The following is a 24576-nucleotide window of genomic DNA, read 5'->3' on the forward strand; positions in this document are numbered from 1 at the left end:
GCTACGCCAAGACGTCCAAAAAGGAGCAGGTAAAGTGGAGCGAGTTTACGCGCAAATACATACTGCATCGCAAAAACCTTATGTACCTCTTTGTGTTGATCGACGCCCGGTTGGAGCCTCAGCGCATTGACATGGAGTTTATGGCGTGGTGTGGCACCAAGGGGATTCCGTTTGTGATGGTGTTTACCAAAATTGACAAGCTAAGCAGCAGTCAGCTTCACAAAAGCCTGCGCGACTACAAGAAGGAAATGCTGAAAAGCTGGGAGGAACTTCCGGTACAAGTCTCCACATCGGCCACCTCTGCGGCAGGAAGAAACGAACTGCTCGATATCATTACCCGCACCAATCCGCTTTTTGCTGAAATGAAGAAGCAAGGCAAGGTTTAAAGGTGTAGCTTATGGGTACTCCCCGCGAGATGTTTCGGGGCGCAGCTCCTGGCGTCGCTGCTACGGTCGAAATGACAATATACTCATAACCAGAAACAAAAACTCCGTTCAGCGTAGCGTCTCGCTGTGCTGACATATTCAAGGCGTCCCCGTCTGCTTTTTATTTCCGATTGTGAGCCACGAGAATCCGCGCCAAATCCTTTTCAATCACACTCCCTTGTCATTTCGACCGGAACGCCGAGGGACGCGGCACGGAGTAGCCTGCAAAAAATTCAGTGAGATAAAAACGAAGTCATCAACAAGCAAACCCCAATCACACCCCACAAAAAAAACCCGGCGCGGTGCACCGGGTTTTCGTCATCAGCTGTGCAAGCAGCTAGTCCATAATAAGGCGAATGGTGTTTCGCTCACCACGGTGGCTTACTTCCAACAGATACATACCGGCGGGCAAGCCTTGCCTGTGCAGGGTAACCCAATCGGCGTTTTGAATTCCGTAATCAAACACAAGAGCTCCGAGCGTATTGAACAGTCGGAGGTGAACACCGGCTCCCAGTTCGCTCAAGTCCACATTTACATGGTCGCGCACAGGATTGGGAAAGGCCTTAACGCGCCCAATGGCTACCACCTCATCCACCGAAGTGGGGATGGGTGCCGGCCCGTACTCACAGGTAAGCGGTGCATCACACACAAAGTGGTACAACCAGTTTCGCGAAATCACTATGGTAGTATCGTAAATCTGTGCGTTGGTGCTGTGCGGCACGTGATCGAAACCCACGTGCGTTTCGAGGCAGGCGGTAAGGCCAATGTTCTCCGCCCGCGCCTGGATGGATGCGCTGCCATCTACCGGTATCAGGTTAATAAACCCAAGAAAAACCAGGGTCTCCGAACCATAAGGCACGGTTCCGTCTTCATCACCGTGAAAGCTCAATACCGGGGTTTCATTGGCCTGCATCCAGGTGGTATCGCCAATGGCCCCTGCGATATTGATGATGGCTGTCAGCTCTGAGCTGTAACCGGCATTTCCGGTATTTCCTTCCAGTCCGCCATCCAATCCGGGCGCATTCATATCAATGCCTTCGGGCACCTCATCCAGTGAATTGAGAAAGCCTGTGTGCAATGCCATGAATCCACCGGCAGAGACACCTGTCATAAAGACCTTGTCGGGATTAATACCGTAGGGATTTCCATCCTCCTCTACCGACTTTCGGAAAAAGCGTATGGCTGCGCGCGCGTCGTGCACCGCTCTCCATACCGCTTTGGTAACTGAGTTGGGCGTGGGAATAAACTGACCGGGATCCGTTGCCCCCAGGCGGTACTGTATAGAAGCCGCCACATAACCCAAACGGGCAAAATCCTGGCAGAGAGGAACCACATCGTTTCCTGTTTTACTACCCGCTACAAAAGAGCCTCCATGGGCAACAATAATGAGGGGACGATTGGTTTCGGTGTCACCTTCCGGAGTGTAGACATCCAAAAAAAGATCCTGCATGTTTCCGGCAGAATTCAGATTGGCTCCGTACTGAACATCACTCTGCACATCCCAGCTACTGAACACAAATTCACGGTAGCGTTCACCGTCGCATTGGGCCGAAATGTTGGAAGGAAAAGCAGCCACAGCTGCAAGCAGAAGGCCGCCCATCATCGGTCGGACACCCCTCTGCATCATGGTTTCAAAAACAGGTTGCATCTTTGTTTGGTTTTAGGATTGGAATTAAACTACTGCGTTTGGTTACGTTCATCAATGGAGATACCTTTGCATGAAATTTCGCAGCACCACGCAACAATCGCGGGCGGCTGCGGTTCTACCCATACAAACCTCCATTTGTGGAAGCCGAAAATACAACAAAATCCACCCGTACCGAAGATCGCAAAGCGGTAACCATTCTTTTTGCCGGTGATTCCGGCGACGGTATTCAACTTACCGGCAGTCAGTTTTCTGACACCAACGCCCTTTTTGGCAACGATATCAGCACCTTTCCGAATTTCCCGGCTGAAATCCGGGCGCCACAAGGAACGCTGGCAGGCGTTTCAGGATTCCAACTTCACTTCGGAAGTGTAGAAGTTTTTTCGCCTGGCGACCAGTGCGACGTGCTGGTGGTGATGAACGCAGCGGCACTCAAAGCCAACCTCAGCAACCTGAAAATAGGCGGAACCATCATTGCCAATACCGATGGTTTCGACAAGAAAAACCTTCGACTGGCCGGTTACGTGGATGTGCAAAATCCGCTTACCGACCAAAGCCTGGGGCAATACCGCGTGGTGGAAATTGCCGTTACGCAAATGACCCGCGAGGCGCTCAAGGACTTTGAATTGGGCATGAAGGAAAAAGACCGCAGCAAAAACATGTTTGTGCTCGGTTTTATCTGCTGGATGTACAACCGGAGCCTGAACCGCACCCTCGACTTTTTGAACGAGAAATTTGCCGGTAAGCCCGATATTATCCAATCCAATGAAGCAGTGCTTCGTGCGGGATACAATTTTGGCGATACTTCTGAGACCTTTACCAGCAGGTACGACGTAAAACCTGCCCCACTGAAAAAAGGGGTGTACCGCAACATCATGGGTAACCAGGCTACGGCCATCGGGCTGATTGCCGGGGCTGAAAAAGCAGGCCTGGAGCTATTTTACGGCTCCTACCCCATTACGCCGGCTTCCGACATACTGCACGAACTGGCGCGCCACAAAAACTTTGGGGTACGCACCTTTCAGGCCGAGGACGAAATTGCAGCCATTTGCTCTGCCATTGGGTCGTCGTTTGCCGGAGGACTGGGAGTAACTGCTTCTTCGGGGCCGGGTATTGCCCTCAAAGGCGAGGCTCTTGGTTTGGCGGTTATGCTCGAATTGCCGCTGGTGGTGGTAAATGTGCAACGCGGAGGACCGTCCACCGGATTACCTACCAAAACCGAGCAGGCCGATTTGCTGCAGGCCCTGAACGGGCGTAATGGCGAAGCGCCTGTACCGGTTATTGCCGCAGCACATCCTTCAGACTGTTTTTGGATGGCCTACGAAGCCGTACGCATTGCCGTTGAGCACATGACGCCTGTGATGCTGCTTACCGACGGGTATGTGGCCAACGGAGCTGAGCCCTGGCGATTCCCCAAGTCGGATGATTTGAAACCCATCAAGCCCAACTTTGCCAATCCCGAAGACTACAAGGAAGATGAATACCTCCCTTATAAGCGCGACGATAGAGGCGTGCGCAAATGGGCCACACCCGGAATGATCAACCTTCAGCACCGCATTGGTGGCCTTGAAAAGCAAGACCTCACCGGAAATGTTTCTTACGACCCCGAAAACCACGAGCGCATGGTAAAGCTGCGCGAAGAAAAAGTGCGTCGCATTGCCGATTTCTTTCCTGCATTGGGCATTGAAATAGGCGACGAAAAAGGCGATCTGCTGATTTTGGGCTGGGGAAGCACCTATGGCGCCATTCGCACAGCAGTGAGGGATCTGAACGAGGAAGGCTACCGGGTAAGTCACGCACACTTGCGACACCTGTTTCCCTTCCCCAAAAACCTTGGAGCAGTGCTTGGTAACTTTAAAAAAGTTCTCATTCCCGAACTCAACCGCGGCCAATTGCGTCAGTTGATTCGCGCAGAATTTCTGATTGACGCACAAGGCCTGAACAAGGTGCAGGGCATGCCCCTTCGCACCGAGGAAATCAAAGAGGCCGCTATTCAAACATTGAACGCATGAGCACAGCAACCATCACGCCCGCCGAAATGAGCCCCAAGGACTTTGCCACCGACCAGGAGGTACGGTGGTGTCCGGGTTGTGGCGACTATTCGATACTAAAACAAGTGCAGTCTATTATGCCAGAAGCAGGCCGGCGGCCCGAGGATGTGGTATTTATTTCCGGCATCGGGTGCTCCTCGCGCTTTCCGTATTATATGAACACTTACGGAATGCACAGCATTCACGGCAGAGCACCGGCCATTGCCAGCGGTGTTAAAACCACGCGACCGGATTTGAGCGTTTGGCTGATTACCGGCGATGGCGACGCACTGTCAATCGGGGGCAATCACCTCATACACCTTTTGCGGCGCAATGTAGATTTGAATGTGCTCCTGTTCAACAATGAGATTTACGGGCTCACCAAGGGCCAGTACTCGCCCACTTCACCGGAGGGCACCGTAACCAAAAGCACACCCATGGGCTCGCTGGATCATCCTTTTAATCCGCTGGCTTTGGCCGCCGGAGCCGATGGTTCTTTTATTGCCCGCGCCATGGATCGCGACCCCAAACATTTGCGTGATATTTTGCTGGCAGCAGATCGCCACCGAGGCACCTCGCTCATTGAAATCTACCAAAACTGCAACGTGTTTAACGACGGGGCATTTGAGGTGTTTACCGAAAAGAACTCGAAACCCGAAACCACGCTTTTCATGGAAGAAGGAAAGCCGCTGCTTTTCGGTTCGGAAATGAATAAAGGCATTTGGCTCGATGGCTCTACTCCCAGGGTTGCAGATGTTTCCAAAGGCGAAAAAGGCCTTGAAGACCTATGGGTACACGATTCGTCTGACCCTTTTAAAGCCAGTCTCTTGTATCGCTTTTTCGGAACCACGCAGTGGGAAGAGAAGCTACCTCGCCCGTTTGGTGTCTTCTTCCAAAAAGAGCGAAGCACCTATGAAAAAGACCTCAACGCACAAATCAACAAAGCCGCTGAGTTGAAGGGAAAGGGCAATCTGGATGCACTGCTTAGGGGTAAAAACACCTGGGAAATAAGCTAAGGAAGGGGGGCCGGCAAGCCGACTACACTCACACTCCTAAGGCAACAACTCCCTCGTAACCTGCACCCTAATACAGGTATTAAGAGTTTGTTGTGAAAGAAAGGTCAGGGCGCACCCAGGAACACATGCGGTTGTTCCTTAGTTTTGAGGAACAACTTTCAAAGAAATGCGCTATCTGGCTGTTTTTGTTTTGCTTTTCGCGGTGCAGCACCTATCCGCGCAGCAACAATTGGATTTTGAACTTCCGCTTTGCCCTGTGATTAACAGTGTGCAGGAGAGTGATGATGCATTGAAAATCCACATTTTTCCTAATCCTTCACGAGGATTATTCAACCTCAACATTGACTTGCCTTCCGGCGAACTGCTCAGAGCAGAATGCTTCGATATGCTGGGTCAACGTATAGAGGAGTGGTCATGGAATCAGTCGGAAACGAAAGAGATAGACCTCAGCAATTATGGCAAGGGCGTGTATCAACTTGTGATTTTTTGGAACAACAGGAGGTATTCACAAAAGCTGCTGGTATTATGATGTTCACTTCAGTATTTAAGGAATTACTCCGTTATGCCTTAACGGGCGCTGTATGCATCATGCTGATATTAAGCCCGGCCATAGCGCATGCTCAGCTTGAGATTATTTGGGGAGATAGTGTACTGCTGAATTTACTCGACACGCCTGATGGAGGTGCGGGCATTCAATGGCAGCAATCTCAGGATTTGGTAGAATGGGAAAACATTGGCGAAGACAATATGCCATCACTTTGGGTTTCTCCTACTACCACCACATGGTATCGCGCTGAAATATCTGACCCGGCATGCCCTGAGCCGGTTTATTATTCTGACGAGCAGGAAATTGTGGTTCATCTGTTGATGAACATACCTTGTCCGGATGCACCCACTGTAAGCGATGCCGATGGTAATGAGTATCCAACGGTACAGATTGGCGGTCAATGCTGGATCGCTGCCAACTTAAAAACCATTCCACAAACCGGTCAGAGTTGGTGTTACAACAACCAGCAAGAAAACTGCGACGTGTACGGACGGCTATACAACTGGGCAGCAGCCATGAATGGAGAAGAGAGCAGCAACGACTCGCCCAGCGGAGTGCAAGGAGTTTGCCCGGCTGGATGGCACCTTCCCAGTGATGCCGAGTGGGATGAGCTGCGCGATTACCTGGACCCTGAAATTGGCGGCAATCCCAATGTGAATGTAGCCGGTGGCAAGTTAAAAGCCGTGGAATTGTGGAACGCGCCCAACACCGGTGCAAGCAATGAAAGTGGTTTTACGGCCTTACCGGGCGGAATCCGAAACGTAAACGGAACTTTCCTGACGCTGAACAACCAGGGGATTTGGTGGTCTTCCACCTCATTCAACGCAAGTCAAAGCTGGCAAAGAGCCATGTATCACGACCTTGAGTCCATTAATATTAATCCAAGTCCGGTTGGGGCAGGTCTTTCTGTGCGGTGCATCAAAGACTGATGATGCCTGATGGAGATTTATTCTGGAGCGACCATGATGATTTTATTCAAGGGACCATTATATTTGGACAGCTATCAATGAACCAAGTTTAACCCAAAAAGATCAGTTGTCATGACCTACCCAAGTCTGAAAATATTTTCATTTCCTACTATTTTAAGGCGTGTTAAAACCCTTCGCGCCATCCTGTTCTTGCTAATGGCAAGCATGGGCGCGCAGGGGCAGTCTGTTTTCGAAACAATTACACCTTTCCCTCAGTCGGTATTTGTGAACGGAGTGGCAGAAGACCCATGGGGCCATTTGCTTGTGTTTGGCGAAACCACCATCGGCGGAGGCCCTTTTGGAGGTGGCCAGACCAACCTGGTGCTGATGAAGCACAAACCGGATGGCACGCTGATGTGGACCCGGTACTACACTTCGGCGGTGAATGACGGAGTTTATCACATTAGTCTGGCTGCGCAAGGTGATCATTATGCACTGGCAGGTTTCTCCATAGGTACGGGCACAGACAGTCGTGATGGACTGCTGATTTTAACCGACACGGCAGGAACGGTTGTTGAGACCATTCGTGCAGATCACGGTGGCGGTTCAAACGCTTATCATTCAATTGCCGCTGCCGATAATGGATGGGTACTATCTGGCAGAAGCACTGCGGGTGCCGGTGGCAGCTACGACCTTCAACTCATTCGGCTTGAAACCGATGGCACCCCCGTTTTTGCCAAAACCTTTGGCGGCAATGACTGGGATTGGGCTTATTGGGCAGAGCCCTACGGCGATGGTTACTTAATGGCGGGCTACGGCGACAGTTTTGACGGAGGCTTCAGCGATCCGTTTCTGGTTCGCACCGACTCTGCCGGAAACCCCATTTGGGCCCGTACCATCAGCACACCCACGGCCGAAGACGGTCTCTTCACAACTTCCGATTCGCAGGGAAATATTTTTCTCACCGGATACACCCTTGGGATGATTCCCGGCAATCCTCAAAACAAAGGCTTTGTTGCAAAGTTTGATCCCGACGGCGATATGCTTTGGTGTCGTGCAATTCCCGGGTGGGTAAGTATTCCTAGTATGTGCGTAACCAACGACGACCGCGTGGTGGTGGTTGGGAATGCCCTGGATGCTCCAGACGGCCTTGGCGGGCAGGATATCGGACTTGTTCTTCTCTCTCCGGGTGGCGAGGTGCTGCAGAGTTATCGCTACGGGAGCGAAACAACGGACTATGTATCGCACGTGATTGCCCTTGAAGATGGAAATATTTTAATTGCCGGGGGATCGGCTGGTTTCGGAACAACTGCCTTTAAACCGTACATTATCAAAGCATCGCCCACGGGCATGACAGACTGCAACTTCATTCCTTACGATTTCCCGGTTACTGCGGTGGATGTAAATGTTGTTTCCCCGAACTACCTCACTGCCGACGGTATCAGCCATTTTGACTGGAGTGTGACCACCACAGACGCAGAGGCTGAGAGCGAAAAGCTTTGCTGCCCACCGGATGCGATTGCTTCATTTGTTCTGTTTGATGATTTCGGGTTTGTGAGCACCAGTGAAAATGCCACGTCATTGATCTGGGAGGTAAACGGCGAAGTTCAAGCTGCCACCGGTGATACATTGACTATTGATGTGGTGCCGGGGGAGCTTTACGAAATCTGCCTCACCGCATCCAATCCGTGCAGCGAAGACGTGTACTGTGAGACCCATGTTTTTGAAGCCACTTTTGTGGATGACATTGATAGGCCCAGCCTGACGCTGTTCCCAAATCCGTCGCGTGGCACTTTCCAGGTTCGCGGTTTGGACAACCCTTCTCACATACGAATCATTGACCTGAGCGGCAGAACCATAGAAGACATCGGACTGGTGCAACCCGGTGAGCTTCTTCACATCAATCAGCTGGCTGGAATGTACTTTGTTTCTATCACAGCGGGTCAGGAGGTGCAAACGCTTAAGCTTCTTTTGGACTAGGATTCAGAGTCGTCGGTATTACTGTTAGCAGAAACGGCAAATACGCTGCTCTTGCGTTTGTTGTGTTCGTGCGCCAAAAATTTTCTAAATCGGATTTCGTAGGCGTCATACAGAATTACCACAACGAGAAAGGCACTTACCAGGTAGAAAAGCTGAAAACCAATTCGAAAATAAACAAAGCCAGAAATTACGGCTCCCGCCACGTAAAAGACTGCAATAAGGGAAATGAGCTTGGCTTTGCCTACCATTTCTTCGTTGCGGCGGTATTCAGAACGCAAAAGCATGGAAGCGAGGATACCCAAATCGGTGGTGGCACCCGTTAGGTGCGTGGTTTTTACCGCACCATTGGAAATACTGGCCGTTAAGCCGTTTTGAAGACCCATGGCGAACAGCATCAGGGCGAGCAATGCTTCGGTCTCTACGAGGGTTTCGCGGTAAAAAAACTGGCCATAGATACCCACTGCCATAAGGCAGATGATTTCCAAAACTATTGGGGTGGCGTGTGCAATGTACGGACTTACCTTGTTGTAGTTGATAACTATAAAGTTGGAGGTAAAACTTCCAAAAAAGAACATGAAGATCCAGATAAACACTACCAGTACCTGATACCAGTTGCCTTTTGCGATTTCGGCCGCAAGTATGGCGTAATGACCTGTTACATTCGATGCAAACGAAAAGAAAATAATGAGTGCAGCAACGTTCACCATACCGGCCGAAAAGGCGGTAAGGATTCCCAAACGAATATTCTCAGAAAGCGTTCTGCTCGTACTGTATTTCCTTAGCATGTTATGGGGTGATGACTGTAATTAGATTCTCTTGAAAATCAATTTTGCAATGCCGCGCGCCTGTACTTCTGTCTCAAGGTGCAGGTACAAGTTCTCCTTGTCAATACCGGCAATTTCAAAGTTCTCAATCACGTTGTTGTCGTGTTTGAGTTGTAAAATGTGTCCTCTGCCTTTGATGCGCCACTGCAATACTTCTTCGCTATCTCCTTTATGGAGCAACAGCCGGCCGTCAGGCATAAATTGCCATGTTTCCGCTTCGTGAATAATCAACTGTTCTCCGATACTTTGCTTGATGAACTCGGGCACTCGTTTTTTTTCAGCGTCGGCGTAGTCATCATAGGCATCCACTTTTTCATAGACCCAATCTATTTCCACCCAGTTGCCAACGATCCGCTTGTCGGTGCCATTGGTTGATGCTATGATAAGCACAGAACCAACTACTACGCCCAAACTTAAAGCGATAAAGGCGAACATTGACTTCATTTGAAGAATAGCAATCATCTAATTACGAGTTTGCGGTTACACCATCAAAAAACATGTCGGCCAGTTGCGCTTCGCCATGCAAGCCTTCTACTCCTTTCCAATCAAGTTTGTGAATCCTGATATCACTTTGGGCAATAAACGGAGTTAAATCATAACTCAAGCTATTGTGCAGATTGGGTTTGTAACCAACAGGTATATAAGCCTCCTGAATACCTTGACTTTCTATGAACTTGTCAACAAATTCCTGATTATGCCCAATTACGATTTCCTTTCTGATATCCACCAACAGGGTACCGTATTTGTTCCAGATCAGTTCAACGGCCTGTTCATACTCATGATTGGTCAATCTCTTGAGTGTTCTGGTTTTTGAGAAAAACAACAGCTCAGTAATCGAATCGCTGAGATGCATGCCGTGGGCAAGCACAACTTCAATTTTCTCATCCTTTCGTTTATTTAGTGCAGTCTTTAGAAAAGCCAAAGACCCTATACTGAAATCGGTAGGGAAGAGTACGGTGGTAATCATGGGGTGTGTTTTTCGTGTGACACAAAGATGAGACACACCCATTAGAGCCGAATTAGGTTGAGATTAGAAGTTGCTTAAAATGAAATTAAAATGAAATTAGAAACGTCATTTCACATTAGAACTACATTAGACCGCGGTTAGTCGGTTTCGAATTTACCGATGGGCAGTGATATCTGAACTGTGGTACCCTTTTCCACGATTGATTTCACCTCAAGTTTAGCCTTGTGCATGCGGAGTATGTTTCTTGCCAACGGAAGGCCGATACCAAAACCTTCGAATTTTGAGGTATTTGAGGCTCTGAAGAATGGATCATAGATGTATTTGAGTTCCTCGTTGGGTATACCGATGCCGTAATCCCTAACCACCAGAACGACGTAGTTTTCGGTTGCTCCCAACGACACCTCTACCTGTTTAAAATCAGAGTATTTACAGGCATTGCTAATGATGTTCGACAGGGCCAGATGAAGAAGTTGTTCGTTTCCGAGTACCTTCAACTTAGCAGGGTTATCCGGCAGCAAGCTCATATCCAGGTTGATTTTATACCTGCTATTGATGCGTTGCAATGTTTCTTTTACATCCCAAAGCAGTTGGTCAACGCGCACCTTTGCCATAAGCTGGGTTTTACCGTCGAATCCGGTTTGAGCCAGATACAGCAAGGCTGCGGTTTTTTGTTCAAGACTTTCCGCTTCTTCAAGAATCACTTTGATGGTTTCAATGTATTCTTCGGGCGATCTGAGTTTATTGAGTGCTACATCGGCTTCACCGATGATGGCCGTAAGTGGGGTGCGCAACTCGTGTGAGGCGTTGCTGATAAAGTTATTCTGAGTTTCAAATGATGTTTCTATTCTGTCGAGCATGTAGTTAAAGGTAGATGTCAGTTCGCGCAGCTCCTCGTTACCTTGATTGGCCTCCAGCCTGAGGTGCAAACTTTCTGAACTGATCCGTCGAACCTGATCGGTAATGGTTCTCAACGGTTTGAACACCGAACGCGAATAGTAAACCGAAATAATCACCGAAAAAACAAAGGCCACCAAAATGGCAATGATGAGTGTTCTCTTAAGATACTGGGTATGATGGGTTTCAAAGTAATTTGCAGCAGAAGCAATGGCAATGTACTCGCCAGAATCGCCCATGTAGCGTATGCCTTTGTAGAGATATTCATTCTTTTTATACGTCGCCGCTCCTTTCGCAAGTACTTCCTGAAAGAAAGATTCCGGAATCCCCAATTCGAGTGATTCATCGCTGTACGCTTTGCCGGGTTTGATCTCAAAAAAATAATCTCTTTCATGGGGCAGACGCTCAAAGAAGCGTTCCTGTAGCTCCTGCGCGTCGGGCCTGCGCTCGCTGTTCAGCTCTGCTCTTGCAGCCGTAAGTAGCCTTATATCCAGAAGTTTATCGAAATCCTCATAGGAATAGGACTTCACAGAGACATACACATACCCACTAAACAGAAGAATAAGGGCGAAAAATGAAAACAACAAAATCAGCGTTGTTTTGCTGTGCAGTCCCATATGCATCCGCACGCTCATTACCTTTCTCCCTCTTTTAGGACGTAGCCCATGCCAATCACGGTATGTATCAATTTAGGATCGAACCGGGCATCCATTTTTTTACGAAGGTAGTTTACATAAACGTCCACTACATTGGTACCCATATCGAAATTCACCCCCCACACTTCTTCGAGGATATCGCTGCGAGAGAGCACCCTGTTTTTGTTTCGCGCCATATAGTAAAGCAGCCGGTATTCTGTTGACGTCAGGGAAATTTCGGTGCCATCGCGGTACACCTGTTTGGTCTCATCGTTTATTTCCAGATCCGCTATGCGAATCACATGACTGGCATCTCCCTTATCTTCAGAGTTATTCCCCGCATTATCCACCCTTCGCAATAGGGTACGCATTCTAGCCAGTAACTCAATGAATTTAAACGGTTTTACCAGATAATCATCGGCCCCTGTTTCCAGGCCAAGCACTATATTTTCGGGGGTACCCAGTGCTGTGAGAAAAAGAACAGGCACTACCGTATCCGTTTTCCTGATTTCCTTGCACACCTCTAACCCGTTGACATCGGGCAACATGATATCCAGAATGATGAAATCAAACCCTCCGTCTTCAAAGAGTTTCAATCCCGATTTCCCATCGAAAGCAACGCTTACCGAAAAACCCTCTTCAGTAAGCCCTTTCTGAATAAACGAAACCACGTGAGCTTCGTCCTCAACCAATAAAATCCTCTTGCCTTTCACTCAGGAGTCAAAATTATTTCGCGTGATATGCAGTAAAGGTAGCCAATCCTCAGGTATGAGGTTTTCGTCCAAACTCCTAAACCTGCAACCCACAGCCCAACCTCTCGCCCGGTTCCTATAATGGTCGCAAGCTTGCGGGAATCAAACAAACCGGTATGGACTTCATTTTATGCGTGTTTGCTGCATGGTGACGTCGGTAGATCTCCAATACCTCGCCCTGTCGTACGCTCAGTTTCGATTCATCTCCACTGAACCCCATAGCCCATTCCAGTTCGGGATAGGTGGCTCCCAGCTGGTCTTCGTCGCTGCGGTCGTCACCCCACAATCCATCGGTGGGTGGTGCATTGAGAATTTCATCGCTTACGCCCAACTCCCTACCCAGCGTGTACACTTCTGATTTCATCAAATCTGCAATGGGGCTGAGATCAACACCACCATCGCCGTATTTGGTGAAAAAGCCTACGCCAAAGTCTTCTACTTTATTGCCAGTTCCGGCGACGAGCAAGCCCCGGCTACCTGCGAAATAGTAAAGGGTGGTCATGCGCAATCTGCTGCGCGTATTGGCAAGTGCGAGCTGGTGTGTTGCGTCATCTCCACTGGCTTTCAAGGCTTCAACCAACACATCAAAGGTATGGGTGAGATCTACCGAAGCGGAGGTAACATTGCTGAACTGCGCCTCAACCTGCCTGATGTGTGCTAGGCCCCGATTTCGCTGCAAACTGCTCTGATGAATGGGCATATCCAGCAGTATCGTGGCAGATCCGGTGCGCGCACAAAGAACGGAAGTGACCGCAGAATCTACACCGCCCGACACTCCCACCACAAAACCGTCAGAACCGGCAGCCATGCGATAATCCTCCAGCCAACCAACAATGTGGTCAACAACAGCTTTTGTTTGCAAACCCACTAAAAAATAACAGCGAGATTCAGGGCGATATTGCTCAACACTGCTCGTCGCTTTCCTCCGCTCAATGGAAGCCCATCTTCGTTAATCAGAGGGCGACCATCCTCATTTACCTGCACCACGTTACCCTTTAACACGTTGGAAAAGCCGCGGTAATAATTCACCCCAAAAACGAGATAGGTATTGCCCGTAACATTGTACTCTGCTCCAATACCCACAAGAAGACCTGCGTTAAACAACTGGGTTTGATCATTCGCGTTTTCCCGCTCAATAATTACGCGCTGAGGGTTATCAAAGTATTCGAATTCCCCATTTTCACGTGAGCCAATATTCAGACCGGCCTGCATTCCGAGCTGGCCAAAATAGCTCATGTAGCCTATCTCATTGGTTTTTAGCTTCAGCGTCATGGGTATCTGAACATATTGCATGCTGAGAGATACATCCCTGGTTACAGCTTCAAACTCTCCGGGACTTCCGCCACGCAGCGGCACAACATCTCCGTGACGCAATCTACCGCCATCCAACGTGTTATACATCAAACCAGTTGAAAACGCGTAGTTAGCTGACTGGGCAATGGTAAAGTCCATCATCACACCAAAAGAAAACCCTCCGCGAACACCCTTCGAGTCGAGTTCACGATTTTCGGCGGTGAGCCATGTCATGGCCGGAGTAGCCACAAAACCCAAACGAATGGGGCGAACATCTTGCGGCGGAGCGGGCTGAAATCCAGACTCCTGATCCTGCGATTGCACAAGCGTTGCCGACATCAAAAGTGCACAAATTGAAAGTATTCTCTTCATCATTTCTTAGCTTGTTTTCAGGGGTTAAAAGTAACTATTTTTAATTACGCACTTGGGAGGAGGGCAATATCTATACCTTTCCTTTCTGGCGAGAAACGTACCTTTGTGCGCATGCTGAGCCACCCTCAAAAAACCTGGTTTAAAGTCATTTTGTACTGCACTTTACCGGCAGCCGTTTTGCTGACTTCCTGCAAGAAAAACAGACTGAAAGTTGACTTGAGTGAAATAGAAGTGGATTTCCGGAGCCACCGACTGGACCGGGAGTTGTTTCACGCTGAAAGTGGCGATTTTAAAGATCTGAACCGCCGTTTGCACGAGCGCTACCGCGACTTTTACGAGGATTTCCTATCGCAAATCATTCGCGTAGGGCACCCCGATCAACCCATGGTGAGCGTACAACTCGAAGCCTTTGTAAACGACCACAATTGGCGCGAAACCCAAAAGCACATAGACGCCACCTTTCCAGATATGACAGCCTACAACCGCGAATTAGAGCAGGCCTTTCGCTACTACCGCTATCACTTTCGGGATGCCGTAATACCCCAAGTGGTGTACTACAACTCCGGTTTTAACGTGGGGGTTTTTCCTGCGGATGACTGGCTTGGAGTGGGATTGGAGTGGTTTCTGGGTACGGAAAACCCCGTTATTCAGCGACTAGCCCCGGAGAACTTTCCGCAGTATTTCAAAGACAAGCTCATCCCGGAATACCTTGTGAACAACGTAGCCAAGGGCTGGCTGATGGTGAACCACCAATCATTGGTTACGAAGGAGGACTTTATTACGATGTTGATGTTTCACGGCAAGGTGATGTACCTGCTGGATGCGATGTTTCCGGATGTGAACGACGCTATCAAAATTAACTACAGCACCGAAGCCCTCGAATGGTGCAAGCGCAACGAATACAATATGTGGACGCACCTCATTGAGGCCGACCTGCTCTACTCCACTTCTGCTAAGGAACTGGCGGGATTTTTTAATGACGGACCGTTTACTCCTGCATTTCAACAAAAATCACCTTCCAGAACGGGCGTATGGCTGGGCTGGCAAATCATCAGGCAGTACATGGACAAAAACCCCGATATATCACTGAAAATGCTGCTGCGCGAAGAGAATCCGCAAAAAATTCTGAAGTATTACAAACCGAGATAACTCCGACAATGCCAAAATCCTCTGAAATAAAATTTGCCGTGCACCTGGACGAAAACATGGTGCCCGAAAAGATAGACTGGTCTGCCGAAGACGGCGACGTGCAAAGCGCCTGCAAATCGGTATTGATTGCCCTGTGGGACGAGAAAGAAAAAAACACACTTCGCATTGACCTTTGGGACAAAGAGATGACGGTAGATGAAATGAAGCATTTCTTTCACCAGAACCTCATGACCATGGCCGATACTTTTGAGCGCGCCACCGGCGAAAAGGAAATGAGCCAGGACATGCGCGATTTCAGCATCTACTTTGCCGACAAGATGGGGCTGATTGACAAAAGCGAACAGTAGAGATCAGTATGCTTCGCTGCGGGAGCGTTCCACCTTGATTTCGCGTTCGCCGTTTTGCTCCTGAATGCGTACAACCCATCGCTCTTCGGGCAGCCAGTCCATTACCATTTGCGGCCACTCCATCAAGCAAATAGCATTGGTGCCCAGGTAATCCTCCAAACCGATTTGCAGGGCTTCGGTAACATTGTTCAGGCGATAAAAATCAAAATGGTACAAGGGCACGCCATCACCCCGAACAAATTCATTGACAAGGGCAAAAGTCGGGCTGTCAACCGGTGCGGTAATGCCCCAGCTCCGCAGCAGTTTGCCAATCAGCGTGGTTTTACCGGCCCCCATTTCGCCGATGAAGCAAACTACATCTCCAGCTTTCAATTCGCCGGAAAGAAACGCCACTACTTCGGTCAGGCTGTCCACATCGGGTGCCCTGAATGTACGCTCCATTTTCTAGGTTCTTTTTCTGAATGAAGCCAGCGGAATCATCATTTCCTCCAACGATACGCCGCCGTGCTGGAAGGTATTGCGGTAGTAGTTCACGTAGTAATTCTGATTGTTGGGGTACACAAAGAAATCGTTTTCCCTGCAAAATACATAGCGAGAACTAACATTGGTTTTGGGAAGCTTATACCTGTGAGGATCAGTAACCTCAAACACATCTCCGGCATCATAGCTCAGGTTCTTGCCCTGTTTGTAGCGCAGGTTGGTGGATGTATTTCGGTCGCCCACCACACGCACCGGGCTATCCACGTGCATGGTGCCATGGTCGGTGGTGAGCATCATGCGGTGGCCGCGGTCCGAAATCTGGCGCATCATATCGAGCAAAGGTGAGTGCTCAAACCAGCTCAGTGTGAGCGAGCGATAGGCAGCCTCGTCATCGGCAAGCTCGCGAATCACTTCCATATCGGTGCGGGCGTGCGAGAGCATGTCTACAAAATTGTACACAATCACATTGAGCTGATTGTTTTCGAGGTTACTGAGTTGATCGCTCAGTTTTTTACCCGCGTTCAGATTGGTAATCTTGTTGTAGCTGTAGCGAATATTCTTCCCGAGGCTTCTGAGCTGTTCCTGAAGTAATTCTGACTCAAACTGATTTTTACCCCCTTCGTCTTCGTCATTCAACCAATATTTCGGGAATTTTTGCTGAATCTCGAGGGGCATCATTCCGGCAAAAAAGGCATTGCGTGCGTATTGGGTAGCGGTGGGCAGGATACTGAAGTAAATGCTTTCACTTTCAACCCTGAACATCCTGTTCAACACCGGCTTTAACACCAGGTACTGATCGTAACGAAGGTTATCAATCACGATGAGAAACATGGGCTCATCCGAAATTTCAGGGGCAATTTTCCTGCGAAAAACATTGTGGGCCATCACCGGAGCATCGTCGCCTTTGGCATTCACCCACGACTCGTAATGGTCGCTCACAAAGCGGGCAAAAGCACGATTGGCCTCTTTCTTCTGCATTTGCAGCACTTCTTCCATGCCCTGATCGCCTTTGGCCAACTCTAAGTCCCAATACACAATTTTCTTGTACAGTTCTTTCCACTCTTCCACATCGAGACGGTCGTTGAGACGCATCCCTATCTGCCTGAATTCCTGCTGGTAATTTACGGTAGCCTTTTCGTTTTGCAGGCGCTTTTCGTCCAGGTTCTTCTTTAGGGTGAGCAGTATCTGCTTGGGATTGACCGGCTTGATAAGGTAATCGGAGATCTTTGAACCGATAGCATCTTCCATGATTGACTCCTCCTCGCTCTTGGTTATCATGATAATGGGCAGAGAAGGAAACTTGGCCTTAATTTGGGTGAGGGTTTCCAGTCCCGACAAACCCGGCATGTTTTCATCCAGAAAAACAATATCCAGGTCGTTTTGCTCTACGGCGTCCAGGGCGTCGTTTCCGCTGGTTACGGTAATCACTTTGTATCCCTTTTCCTCCAGAAAGAGAATGTGGGGTTTAAGAAGTTCAATTTCATCGTCGGCCCAAAGAATGGTACTGCTCATATTGCGAATTGGATTAGAATAGGTTTGAAAAGTTATACATTTGACCAGGCGCATACAAAACTGGTACACTTGGCTTACTCAGCACCGTCAAATAAACGGAAAATATTGAACGACCCCGTTTATGGTTTTATTACCATCCCCAACGAACTAATTGCGGATTTAATTGAACACCCGTGGTTTCAGCGGCTGCGTCGCATCAAGCAACTGGGGCTGTCGCACCTTGTTTATCCCGGTGCATTGCACACTCGTTTTCACCACGCAATAGGAGCTATGCACCTGATGCAGCAAGCCATTGACGTGCTTCGCAACAAAGGCCACGAAATCACTTCCGACGAAGAACAAGGTGCCCTCATTGCCATTCTTTTGCACGACATCGGCCACGCGCCTTTTTCACATACTTTAGAACATACCATTGTTCGCGACATCAATCACGAGAGTTTGTCGCTCATTTTTATGCATGCCCTCAACAAACAGTTTGGCGGCAAGCTCGGCACCGCCATTCGCATATTTACCCACGACTATCCCAAGAGGTTCCTTTCGCAGCTCATTTCGGGGCAACTCGATATGGACCGGCTGGACTACCTGCGGCGCGACAGCTTTTACAGCGGTGTGAGCGAGGGTGTTGTGAGCAGCCAGCGCATCATCAAAATGCTCAACATTGCCAACGACACGCTCGTTGTAGAGGAAAAAGGCATCTACAGCATTGAGAAGTTTATCGTAGCTCGCAGGCTGATGTACTGGCAAGTATATCTGCACAAAACGGTGATTGCCGCCGAGTTTATGCTGGTGAAAATCATGGAGCGCGCGCGCGAACTGGCTCACGGAGGGCATGAGCTTTTCTGCTCACCCAACCTTAGAACCTTTTTATACCGGTTTCACCCACGCCAAGCCTTTGAGCAAACCGAAATACTTGAGGCCTACGCCGGGCTGGACGATTACGACATTATGGGCGCCATCAAGGTTTGGACCGCCTACAGCGACAAAGTGCTGAGCGAGCTTTGCAAGCGTCTTATTGACCGTCGCCTCTTTAAAATTGAGATACAGAAAGCGCCGATTGACCCGGATTACCATCGCAACATACTCGATAAAACATCGGTGCGCATCGGCCTCACACCCGAAGAAACCCACTACTTTGTAGTGCAGGATCAGATTAGCAACCTGGCCTACGCCAAAACCGACGAGCGAATCATGATTCTCAACAAAAAAGGTGAGGTGAAAGACATAGCGGCAGCCTCCGACACACTCAACATTTCAATGCTGTCTGAAGCGGTTACCAAACACTTCATTTGCTACCCCAAAGACATTTATTTGTCTGAATAACAGAAATCTAAAGCAATCGGATAATTTTTATCTTTGCCCGATGGAATTTACGGCGCGTCAGATTGCGGAAATCCTTGATGGTGAAATCACCGGCGATCCCAATGCGCGGGTGAGCGGCCTCTCAAAAATTGAAGAGGGCCAGACCCACACCCTTTCTTTTTTGGCCAACCCCAAGTACGCGCCGCACCTGTACTCTACCCGGGCATCGGTGGTGATTGTCAGCAAGGAGTTTGAGCCGGAACGAAGCATTCCTGAAACCTGCACCCTTATTCGCGTAGAAAACGCATACGAGAGTTTTGCCAAATTGCTGGAGATGTATAACCACATGCTTCACGCAAAAACGGGCATTCACGAAAAAAGCCACATCGAAGCCTCGGCAACTGTAGGTGATGACGTGCTGGTAAGTACCGGTGTGTACATTGGCGAAAACGCACAAATAGGAAAAGGCACAAAGATTTACCCCAACGTTACGGTGGGCGACAACGCGCGCATTGGCGAAGGCTGTATCCTTTTTCCGGGTGTGGTTATCTACCACGACTGCGTCATCGGCAACCATTGCACTCTGCACGCGGGCGTGGTTGTGGGAAGCGATGGGTTTGGATTTGCACCCAATCAGAACAACCAGTTCAACAAGGTGGCCCAGATTGGGAACGTCATCATTGCCGACCATGTTGAAATTGGTGCAGGTACTACCATTGACCGCGCCACGCTGGGTTCCACGCGTATTCACCGCGGTGTAAAACTGGACAATCTCATTCAGATAGCCCACAACGTAGAAATTGGCGAAAACACCGTGATAGCCGCACAAACGGGAGTGGCTGGGTCCACTAAAATAGGCGCTAACTGCATGATTGGCGGACAGGTAGGCATTGTAGGACACCTCAAAATCGGGAATCGGGTAAAAATTGCTGCTCAGTCGGGCATTGCTTCCGATTTACCGGACGATGCTATCGTGCAAGGCTCGCCTGCTTTTGCCGTGGGCGATTACAAAAGATCATACGTCATGTTCAGGAAGCTGCCTGAACTTCAACAACAAATCCACGCATTGGAAGAACAAATTGCAAGGCTTAAAAAAGATTTATCTACATGAGCGACAAGCAGCGAACCATTAAGCAACCCTTAACCATGCAAGGGGTAGGGCTGCACACCGGAGAAACCACCCGACTTACCATCCTTCCCGCACCCGAAGACCACGGTTATGTATTTCAGCGAACCGACCTCCCCGGTGAGCCCTTGATCAAAGCCGATGTGGACAATGTTGTGAGCACCCAACGCGGCACCTCACTGGAAGTAAACGGAGCGCGGATTCATACCACGGAGCACGTGCTGGCAGCGCTTTACGGCTGCCAGGTGGACAATGCACTTATTCAAGTGAGTGGCCCGGAAGTGCCCATTATGGACGGAAGTGCAAAACTCTTTGTGGAGGCCATTGAAAATGCCGGATTCGAAACGCAATCCAGAGACCGCAACTACTTTGTGCTCAAAGAAAACCTCTACTACGAAGACGAACAGGGCTATGTGGAAATGCTGGCCGTACCCACACCGGGTGAGGAGTTTCGCATCACGGTGATGGTTGATTACAACTCTCCGGTACTTGGAACGCAGCACGCCTCTATGTATCAGTTGGAAGATTTCAAAAATGAAATCGCATCGTGCAGAACCTTTGTCTTTTTGCGCGAATTGGAAGCCCTCGCCAAGGCCGGCCTGATCAAAGGCGGAGATCTCGACAATGCCATTGTGCTTGTGGGCGAAACCGTTTCGGACGAGAAACTGGCCGAACTCGCCAGGCTACTCGGAAAGGAGGATAAAAAAATCAAGGTAGAGGGAATCGGTGTGCTGAACACCACCAAACTTCAGTTCGAAAACGAGCCCGCACGCCATAAGCTGCTCGACATTGTAGGTGACCTGGCCCTGGTGGGGCGCCCGCTGAAAGGACACATACTCGCTGCCCGGCCCGGACACGGAGGAAATGTGGCTTTCGCAAAAATCATCAAAGACCTCATCCGAAAGGAAAAATCGGGCAAGGTTCACTTCGACCTCGAGAAGGAACCGGTTCACGACATCAACGACATCACCCGGATGCTCCCACATCGCTACCCGTTTCTGCTGGTTGACAAAATCATAGAGGTGAATGAAAACAGCATTGTTGGAGTGAAAAACGTAACCATGAACGAGCCCTTTTTTCAGGGGCACTTTCCCGGAAACCCCGTTATGCCCGGAGTATTGCAAATTGAGGCCATGGCGCAAGTTGGCGGTATATTTGCACTTAGCACCGTTGAGGAACCCTCTCAATACGGCACCTACTTTCTGAAAATTGACAACGTTCGGTTTAAGCGCAAAGTCATTCCGGGCGATACACTGGTGTTTAAGCTAGAGCTTACTGCCCCTATTCGGAGAGGCATTGTACAAATGAAAGGCACGGCGTATGTAAACGGGCAGATAGCGTCGGAGGGTGAACTCATGGCGCAAATTGTAAAAGAAAAAGAATGATCCACGAACTGGCAGTAATACACCCCGATGCCAAAATCGGAAAAGACGTAAGCATAGGCCCTTTTGTATCGGTAGCCGCCGATGCAGAAATTGACGACGGCACCACCATTATGCCCAATGTTACCATTATGGACGGTGCCCGAATTGGTAAAAATTGCCGCATTTTTCCGGGAGCCGTGATTTCGGCCATTCCGCAGGATTTGAAATTTGCCGGTGAAATAACCACGGCCGAAATTGGCGACAACACCACCATACGTGAATGCGTTACCATCAACCGGGGCACTGCCGACAAGCACAAAACGGTGGTAGGCAACAATTGCCTGCTGATGGCATATGTACACATCGCCCACGATGTAGAAGTCGGCAATAACTGCATTCTTGCCAATGCTGCCACCATCGCAGGCCACGTGGTGATTGAAGACTTTGTGGTGATTGAAGGCGTGGTAGCCATTCAGCAATTTGTGCGCGTTGGGCAGCACGCATTTATTGCAGGTGGCTCACTGGTGCGTAAGAATGTTCCTCCTTTTGTGAAAGCCGCCCGCGAACCACTGAGTTATGCAGGAGTGAACAGCATTGGACTGCGCCGCAGGGGCTACAGCGACGAGCGCATCATCAGTATTGAAGATGTGTACCGCGTGGTGTACGTGCAAAATGCCAACCTGAGCAACGGCGTGAAAATGGCCGAAAGCAGCCTGCCGGCCAGCGAGGAAAAATCAAACATCCTGAATTTTATCAACTCCTCGGAAAAGGGCGTAATACGAGGAGCCGTAAAACCCTGACAAGAGTAAACCCCGAACTTCGGGAAGCCATGCAGCTCGAACTGAAGCATATCGGAAAAAAGTTCCAGCGCGACTGGATTTTCAAGGATGTAAATCTTCTGCTTGAGCAAAACAGCATCACCGGTATCACAGGACCCAACGGATCGGGGAAATCCACTCTGCTGCAATGCGTATCAGGATTTGTGATGCCCAGCGAAGGAAGTGTCACCCTCTTCAAAGACGAAAAAGCCATACCTGATGAGGAACTTTACAGACAGGTTTCCATTGCTGCCCCTTACCTGGACCAGCATGATTGGCTTACCTTGCGTGAAACCATCGCCTTGCAAAAGAAATTCAAGCCTTTTAGAAACGGTCTGAGCGACGGCGATGTGATTGAAAAAACAGGCCTCCAGCACGCCGCTGACAAATTCCTCAAGCAATTTTCTTCGGGCATGCGCCAACGGGTAAAACTGGCTTTGGCCATGCTTGCCGACACTTCCGTGTTACTTCTGGACGAACCCACAAGTAATCTTGACAATCAGGGAATCAACTGGTTCGACACCCTGCTCCAGAGCGAAAGTCATGATAGAATTGTGGTGATTTGCTCCAACAGTCAGCAAACCGAACTGATGCGGGCGGGTCGCCGGATTGACATCGCTGCGTTCAAAGTCAATACGTAACTTTACACCCCGAAACCAAAACAACCCACATGGCAACAACTTCAGATATCAAAAACGGACTGTGCATCCGTCACAACCACGATCTTTTTACAGTGATTGAATTTCAACACGTAAAACCCGGAAAAGGGCCCGCCTTTGTACGAACCAAACTCAAGAGCCTCACCACCGGCAAAGTACTTGACAACACCTTCTCGGCCGGCCACAAGATTGATGTAGTGCGCGTGGAGCGACGCCAGTATCAGTTCCTCTACAACGACGATACAGGCTACCACTTCATGAATATTCAGGATTACGAACAGGTTACAGTATCGGAGCACCTTATTGACAGTCCGCAGTTTTTACAGCCCGAAATGATTTGCGAGCTCGTGTTTAACGCAGAGGAAGAATCCGTTCTAACCTGTGAGCTCCCTCCTTTTGTGGAACTGGAAGTAACCTACACTGAGCCCGGGCTCAAAGGTGATACAGCCACCAACACGCTTAAGCCCGCCACCGTAGAGACCGGCACCGAAGTAAAAGTACCTTTGTTCATTAACCAGGGCGATCGTATTAAGGTTGATACCCGGACCGGAGCATACAGCGAACGCGCAAAGTAACGCACCTTGAAGCTTCCTCGCCCCCATACCATTGCTGAACTTGCCGGCATACTGAGCTGCACATTTACGGGCAATGAAAACCACCTGGTGACCGGTATCAATGAGATTCACCGCGTTGAGCCCGGTGATTTGGTCTTTGTGGATCACCCCAAGTATTACGAAAAAGCCCTGAACAGCGCTGCTACCACCATTTTGATTGACAAAGATGTAGAAGCACCTGAAGGCAAGGGCCTGCTCATTTCAGATGCCCCTTTTCGCGACTACAACAAGCTCACGCGGCTTTTTAGCCCGGCAGTGAAGTGGCCGCACACCTGCGACCCCTCAGCAAAGATTGCCGAAACTGCCGAAATTCGCCCGGGAGCCATTATCGGACCCAATGTTCAGATTGGTGAACACACCGTGATTCACGCCAACGTGGTGATCTATGAAAACTGCGTTATTGGCAACAACGTCAGCATTCACGCCGGAGCCATTATTGGAGCCGATGCCTTTTATTACAAAAAACAGGATGGCGCTTTCAACAAAATGCACACTTGTGGCCGGGTGGTGATTGAAGACCATGTGGAAATCGGTGCCCAAACCTGCATAGACCGTGGAGTTTCGGCAGATACCATTGTTGGTGAAGGCACCAAAATTGACAACCTTGTGCATGTTGGGCACGACTCCATCATTGGCAGCAATTGCTTGATTGCCGCACAGGTGGGTATTGCCGGATGTGTAGTGATTGAAGACAATGTGACCATTTGGGGCCAGGCCGGTCTTGCCAGCGACCTGAAGATTGAAAAAGGCGCTACCATTCTGGCGCAAGCAGGGCTGATGAACGGCGTAGAAGCCGGTAAGACCGTATTTGGCACACCCGCTTTTGAGGCCCGAAGCAAGTTTCGTGAAATTGCACTGATTAGAAAGCTCGATCAGGTCATCAAAAAGCTAGAGTTGTGACACGACTGGATCGTCTCACC

At 49.5% G+C, this 24576-nt stretch carries 25 protein-coding genes; 15 read left to right on the forward strand and 10 right to left on the reverse strand.

All coding sequences use genetic code 11. The features are described from left to right. A partial coding sequence (locus tag EA392_10750) for a YihA family ribosome biogenesis GTP-binding protein (GenBank protein ID TVR38154.1) occupies positions 1-386 on the forward strand: 386 nt, incomplete at its 5' end. A gap of 376 nt (positions 387-762) precedes the next feature. Here EA392_10750 and EA392_10755 read toward each other — a convergent pair. Beyond that, positions 763-2073 (reverse strand): T9SS C-terminal target domain-containing protein, encoded by a 1311-nt coding sequence (locus tag EA392_10755; protein TVR38155.1) that lies wholly within the window; start codon positions 2071-2073, stop codon positions 763-765. Between the two features lie 137 nt (positions 2074-2210). Here EA392_10755 and EA392_10760 point away from each other — a divergent pair, with 137 nt between their 5' ends. The 5 genes from EA392_10760 (at position 2211) to EA392_10780 (ending at position 8551) form a co-directional block, all read left to right on the forward strand. Next, positions 2211-4082, forward strand: coding sequence for a 2-oxoacid:acceptor oxidoreductase subunit alpha (locus EA392_10760; protein TVR38156.1), 1872 nt, complete (start codon positions 2211-2213; stop codon positions 4080-4082). After that, on the forward strand, positions 4079-5116 hold the full coding sequence (locus EA392_10765; GenBank protein TVR38157.1) for a 2-oxoacid:ferredoxin oxidoreductase subunit beta: 1038 nt from the start codon (positions 4079-4081) through the stop codon (positions 5114-5116). Before EA392_10760 ends, EA392_10765 begins: the two co-directional genes overlap by 4 nt. Before the next feature lie 166 nt (positions 5117-5282). Next, positions 5283-5645: a T9SS C-terminal target domain-containing protein gene (locus EA392_10770; protein TVR38158.1), complete on the forward strand. Its 363-nt coding sequence runs from the start codon at positions 5283-5285 to the stop codon at positions 5643-5645. Next, positions 5531-6592: a hypothetical protein gene (locus tag EA392_10775; GenBank protein ID TVR38159.1), complete on the forward strand. Its 1062-nt coding sequence runs from the start codon at positions 5531-5533 to the stop codon at positions 6590-6592. The genes EA392_10770 and EA392_10775 overlap by 115 nt, the downstream gene beginning before the upstream one ends. Before the next feature lie 111 nt (positions 6593-6703). Further along, complete coding sequence (locus EA392_10780) at positions 6704-8551, forward strand: T9SS C-terminal target domain-containing protein (GenBank protein ID TVR38160.1); 1848 nt, start codon at positions 6704-6706, stop codon at positions 8549-8551. On the opposite strand, the gene EA392_10785 is transcribed toward EA392_10780, so the two are convergent. The 7 genes from EA392_10785 to EA392_10815 form a co-directional block, all read right to left on the reverse strand. After that, positions 8548-9336: a DUF1275 domain-containing protein gene (locus EA392_10785; protein ID TVR38161.1), complete on the reverse strand. Its 789-nt coding sequence runs from the start codon at positions 9334-9336 to the stop codon at positions 8548-8550. The two genes, EA392_10780 and EA392_10785, sit on opposite strands and share 4 nt — an antisense overlap. Positions 9337-9357: 21 nt before the next feature. Then, the gene (locus tag EA392_10790) at positions 9358-9837 is read right to left on the reverse strand and encodes a hypothetical protein (GenBank protein TVR38162.1); all 480 of its coding nucleotides are present in this window, start codon (positions 9835-9837) and stop codon (positions 9358-9360) included. Between the two features lie 4 nt (positions 9838-9841). Beyond that, on the reverse strand, positions 9842-10342 hold the full coding sequence (locus EA392_10795; GenBank protein TVR38163.1) for a hypothetical protein: 501 nt from the start codon (positions 10340-10342) through the stop codon (positions 9842-9844). A gap of 137 nt (positions 10343-10479) precedes the next feature. Then, the gene (locus EA392_10800) at positions 10480-11871 is read right to left on the reverse strand and encodes a HAMP domain-containing protein (protein TVR38164.1); all 1392 of its coding nucleotides are present in this window, start codon (positions 11869-11871) and stop codon (positions 10480-10482) included. Beyond that, a complete protein-coding gene (locus tag EA392_10805; protein TVR38165.1) occupies positions 11871-12584 on the reverse strand; it encodes a DNA-binding response regulator in 714 nt (237 codons plus the stop codon). The genes EA392_10800 and EA392_10805 overlap by 1 nt, the downstream gene beginning before the upstream one ends. Positions 12585-12699: 115 nt before the next feature. After that, complete coding sequence (gene nadE, locus EA392_10810) at positions 12700-13485, reverse strand: NAD(+) synthase (protein ID TVR38190.1); 786 nt, start codon at positions 13483-13485, stop codon at positions 12700-12702. A gap of 5 nt (positions 13486-13490) precedes the next feature. After that, on the reverse strand, positions 13491-14291 hold the full coding sequence (locus EA392_10815; GenBank protein ID TVR38166.1) for a PorT family protein: 801 nt from the start codon (positions 14289-14291) through the stop codon (positions 13491-13493). Positions 14292-14399: 108 nt separating this feature from the next. Here EA392_10815 and EA392_10820 point away from each other — a divergent pair, with 108 nt between their 5' ends. Together EA392_10820 and gldC are read left to right on the forward strand one after the other, a co-directional pair. Further along, positions 14400-15437 carry a hypothetical protein gene (locus tag EA392_10820; GenBank protein ID TVR38167.1) on the forward strand — a complete coding sequence of 346 codons (1038 nt, stop codon included), beginning with the start codon at positions 14400-14402 and terminating at the stop codon, positions 15435-15437. An 8-nt stretch (positions 15438-15445) separates the two neighbouring features. After that, complete coding sequence (gene gldC, locus EA392_10825; protein TVR38168.1) at positions 15446-15784, forward strand: gliding motility protein GldC; 339 nt, start codon at positions 15446-15448, stop codon at positions 15782-15784. Between the two features lie 3 nt (positions 15785-15787). Here the strand turns inward: gldC and tsaE are convergent, their stop codons facing one another. Beyond that, on the reverse strand, positions 15788-16225 hold the full coding sequence (gene tsaE, locus EA392_10830; GenBank protein TVR38169.1) for a tRNA (adenosine(37)-N6)-threonylcarbamoyltransferase complex ATPase subunit type 1 TsaE: 438 nt from the start codon (positions 16223-16225) through the stop codon (positions 15788-15790). A 3-nt stretch (positions 16226-16228) separates the two neighbouring features. Further along, positions 16229-17776, reverse strand: coding sequence for a PglZ domain-containing protein (locus EA392_10835; protein TVR38170.1), 1548 nt, complete (start codon positions 17774-17776; stop codon positions 16229-16231). 69 nt (positions 17777-17845) lie between these two features. On the opposite strand from EA392_10835, the gene EA392_10840 reads away from it, so the two are divergent. From EA392_10840 to EA392_10870, 7 genes are read left to right on the forward strand one after another with little or no spacing between them, the layout of a single operon-like run. Beyond that, on the forward strand, positions 17846-19096 hold the full coding sequence (locus tag EA392_10840; GenBank protein TVR38191.1) for an HD domain-containing protein: 1251 nt from the start codon (positions 17846-17848) through the stop codon (positions 19094-19096). Positions 19097-19136: 40 nt separating this feature from the next. Then, on the forward strand, positions 19137-20186 hold the full coding sequence (lpxD, locus tag EA392_10845) for a UDP-3-O-(3-hydroxymyristoyl)glucosamine N-acyltransferase (protein TVR38171.1): 1050 nt from the start codon (positions 19137-19139) through the stop codon (positions 20184-20186). Beyond that, positions 20183-21586 carry a bifunctional UDP-3-O-[3-hydroxymyristoyl] N-acetylglucosamine deacetylase/3-hydroxyacyl-ACP dehydratase gene (locus tag EA392_10850; GenBank protein TVR38172.1) on the forward strand — a complete coding sequence of 468 codons (1404 nt, stop codon included), beginning with the start codon at positions 20183-20185 and terminating at the stop codon, positions 21584-21586. Before lpxD ends, EA392_10850 begins: the two co-directional genes overlap by 4 nt. Continuing rightward, complete coding sequence (locus EA392_10855; protein TVR38173.1) at positions 21583-22365, forward strand: acyl-ACP--UDP-N-acetylglucosamine O-acyltransferase; 783 nt, start codon at positions 21583-21585, stop codon at positions 22363-22365. The genes EA392_10850 and EA392_10855 overlap by 4 nt, the downstream gene beginning before the upstream one ends. 29 nt (positions 22366-22394) lie before the next feature. Further along, the gene (locus EA392_10860; GenBank protein TVR38174.1) at positions 22395-23024 is read left to right on the forward strand and encodes an ABC transporter ATP-binding protein; all 630 of its coding nucleotides are present in this window, start codon (positions 22395-22397) and stop codon (positions 23022-23024) included. 29 nt (positions 23025-23053) lie between these two features. Further along, the gene (gene efp / locus EA392_10865) at positions 23054-23617 is read left to right on the forward strand and encodes an elongation factor P (protein TVR38175.1); all 564 of its coding nucleotides are present in this window, start codon (positions 23054-23056) and stop codon (positions 23615-23617) included. Positions 23618-23623: 6 nt separating this feature from the next. Continuing rightward, positions 23624-24556: a UDP-3-O-(3-hydroxymyristoyl)glucosamine N-acyltransferase gene (locus EA392_10870; GenBank protein TVR38176.1), complete on the forward strand. Its 933-nt coding sequence runs from the start codon at positions 23624-23626 to the stop codon at positions 24554-24556. Positions 24557-24576: the final 20 nt, after the last annotated feature.

This window comes from Cryomorphaceae bacterium, assembly GCA_007695365.1.
Lineage (GTDB): Bacteria > Bacteroidota > Bacteroidia > Flavobacteriales_D > SKUL01 > SKUL01.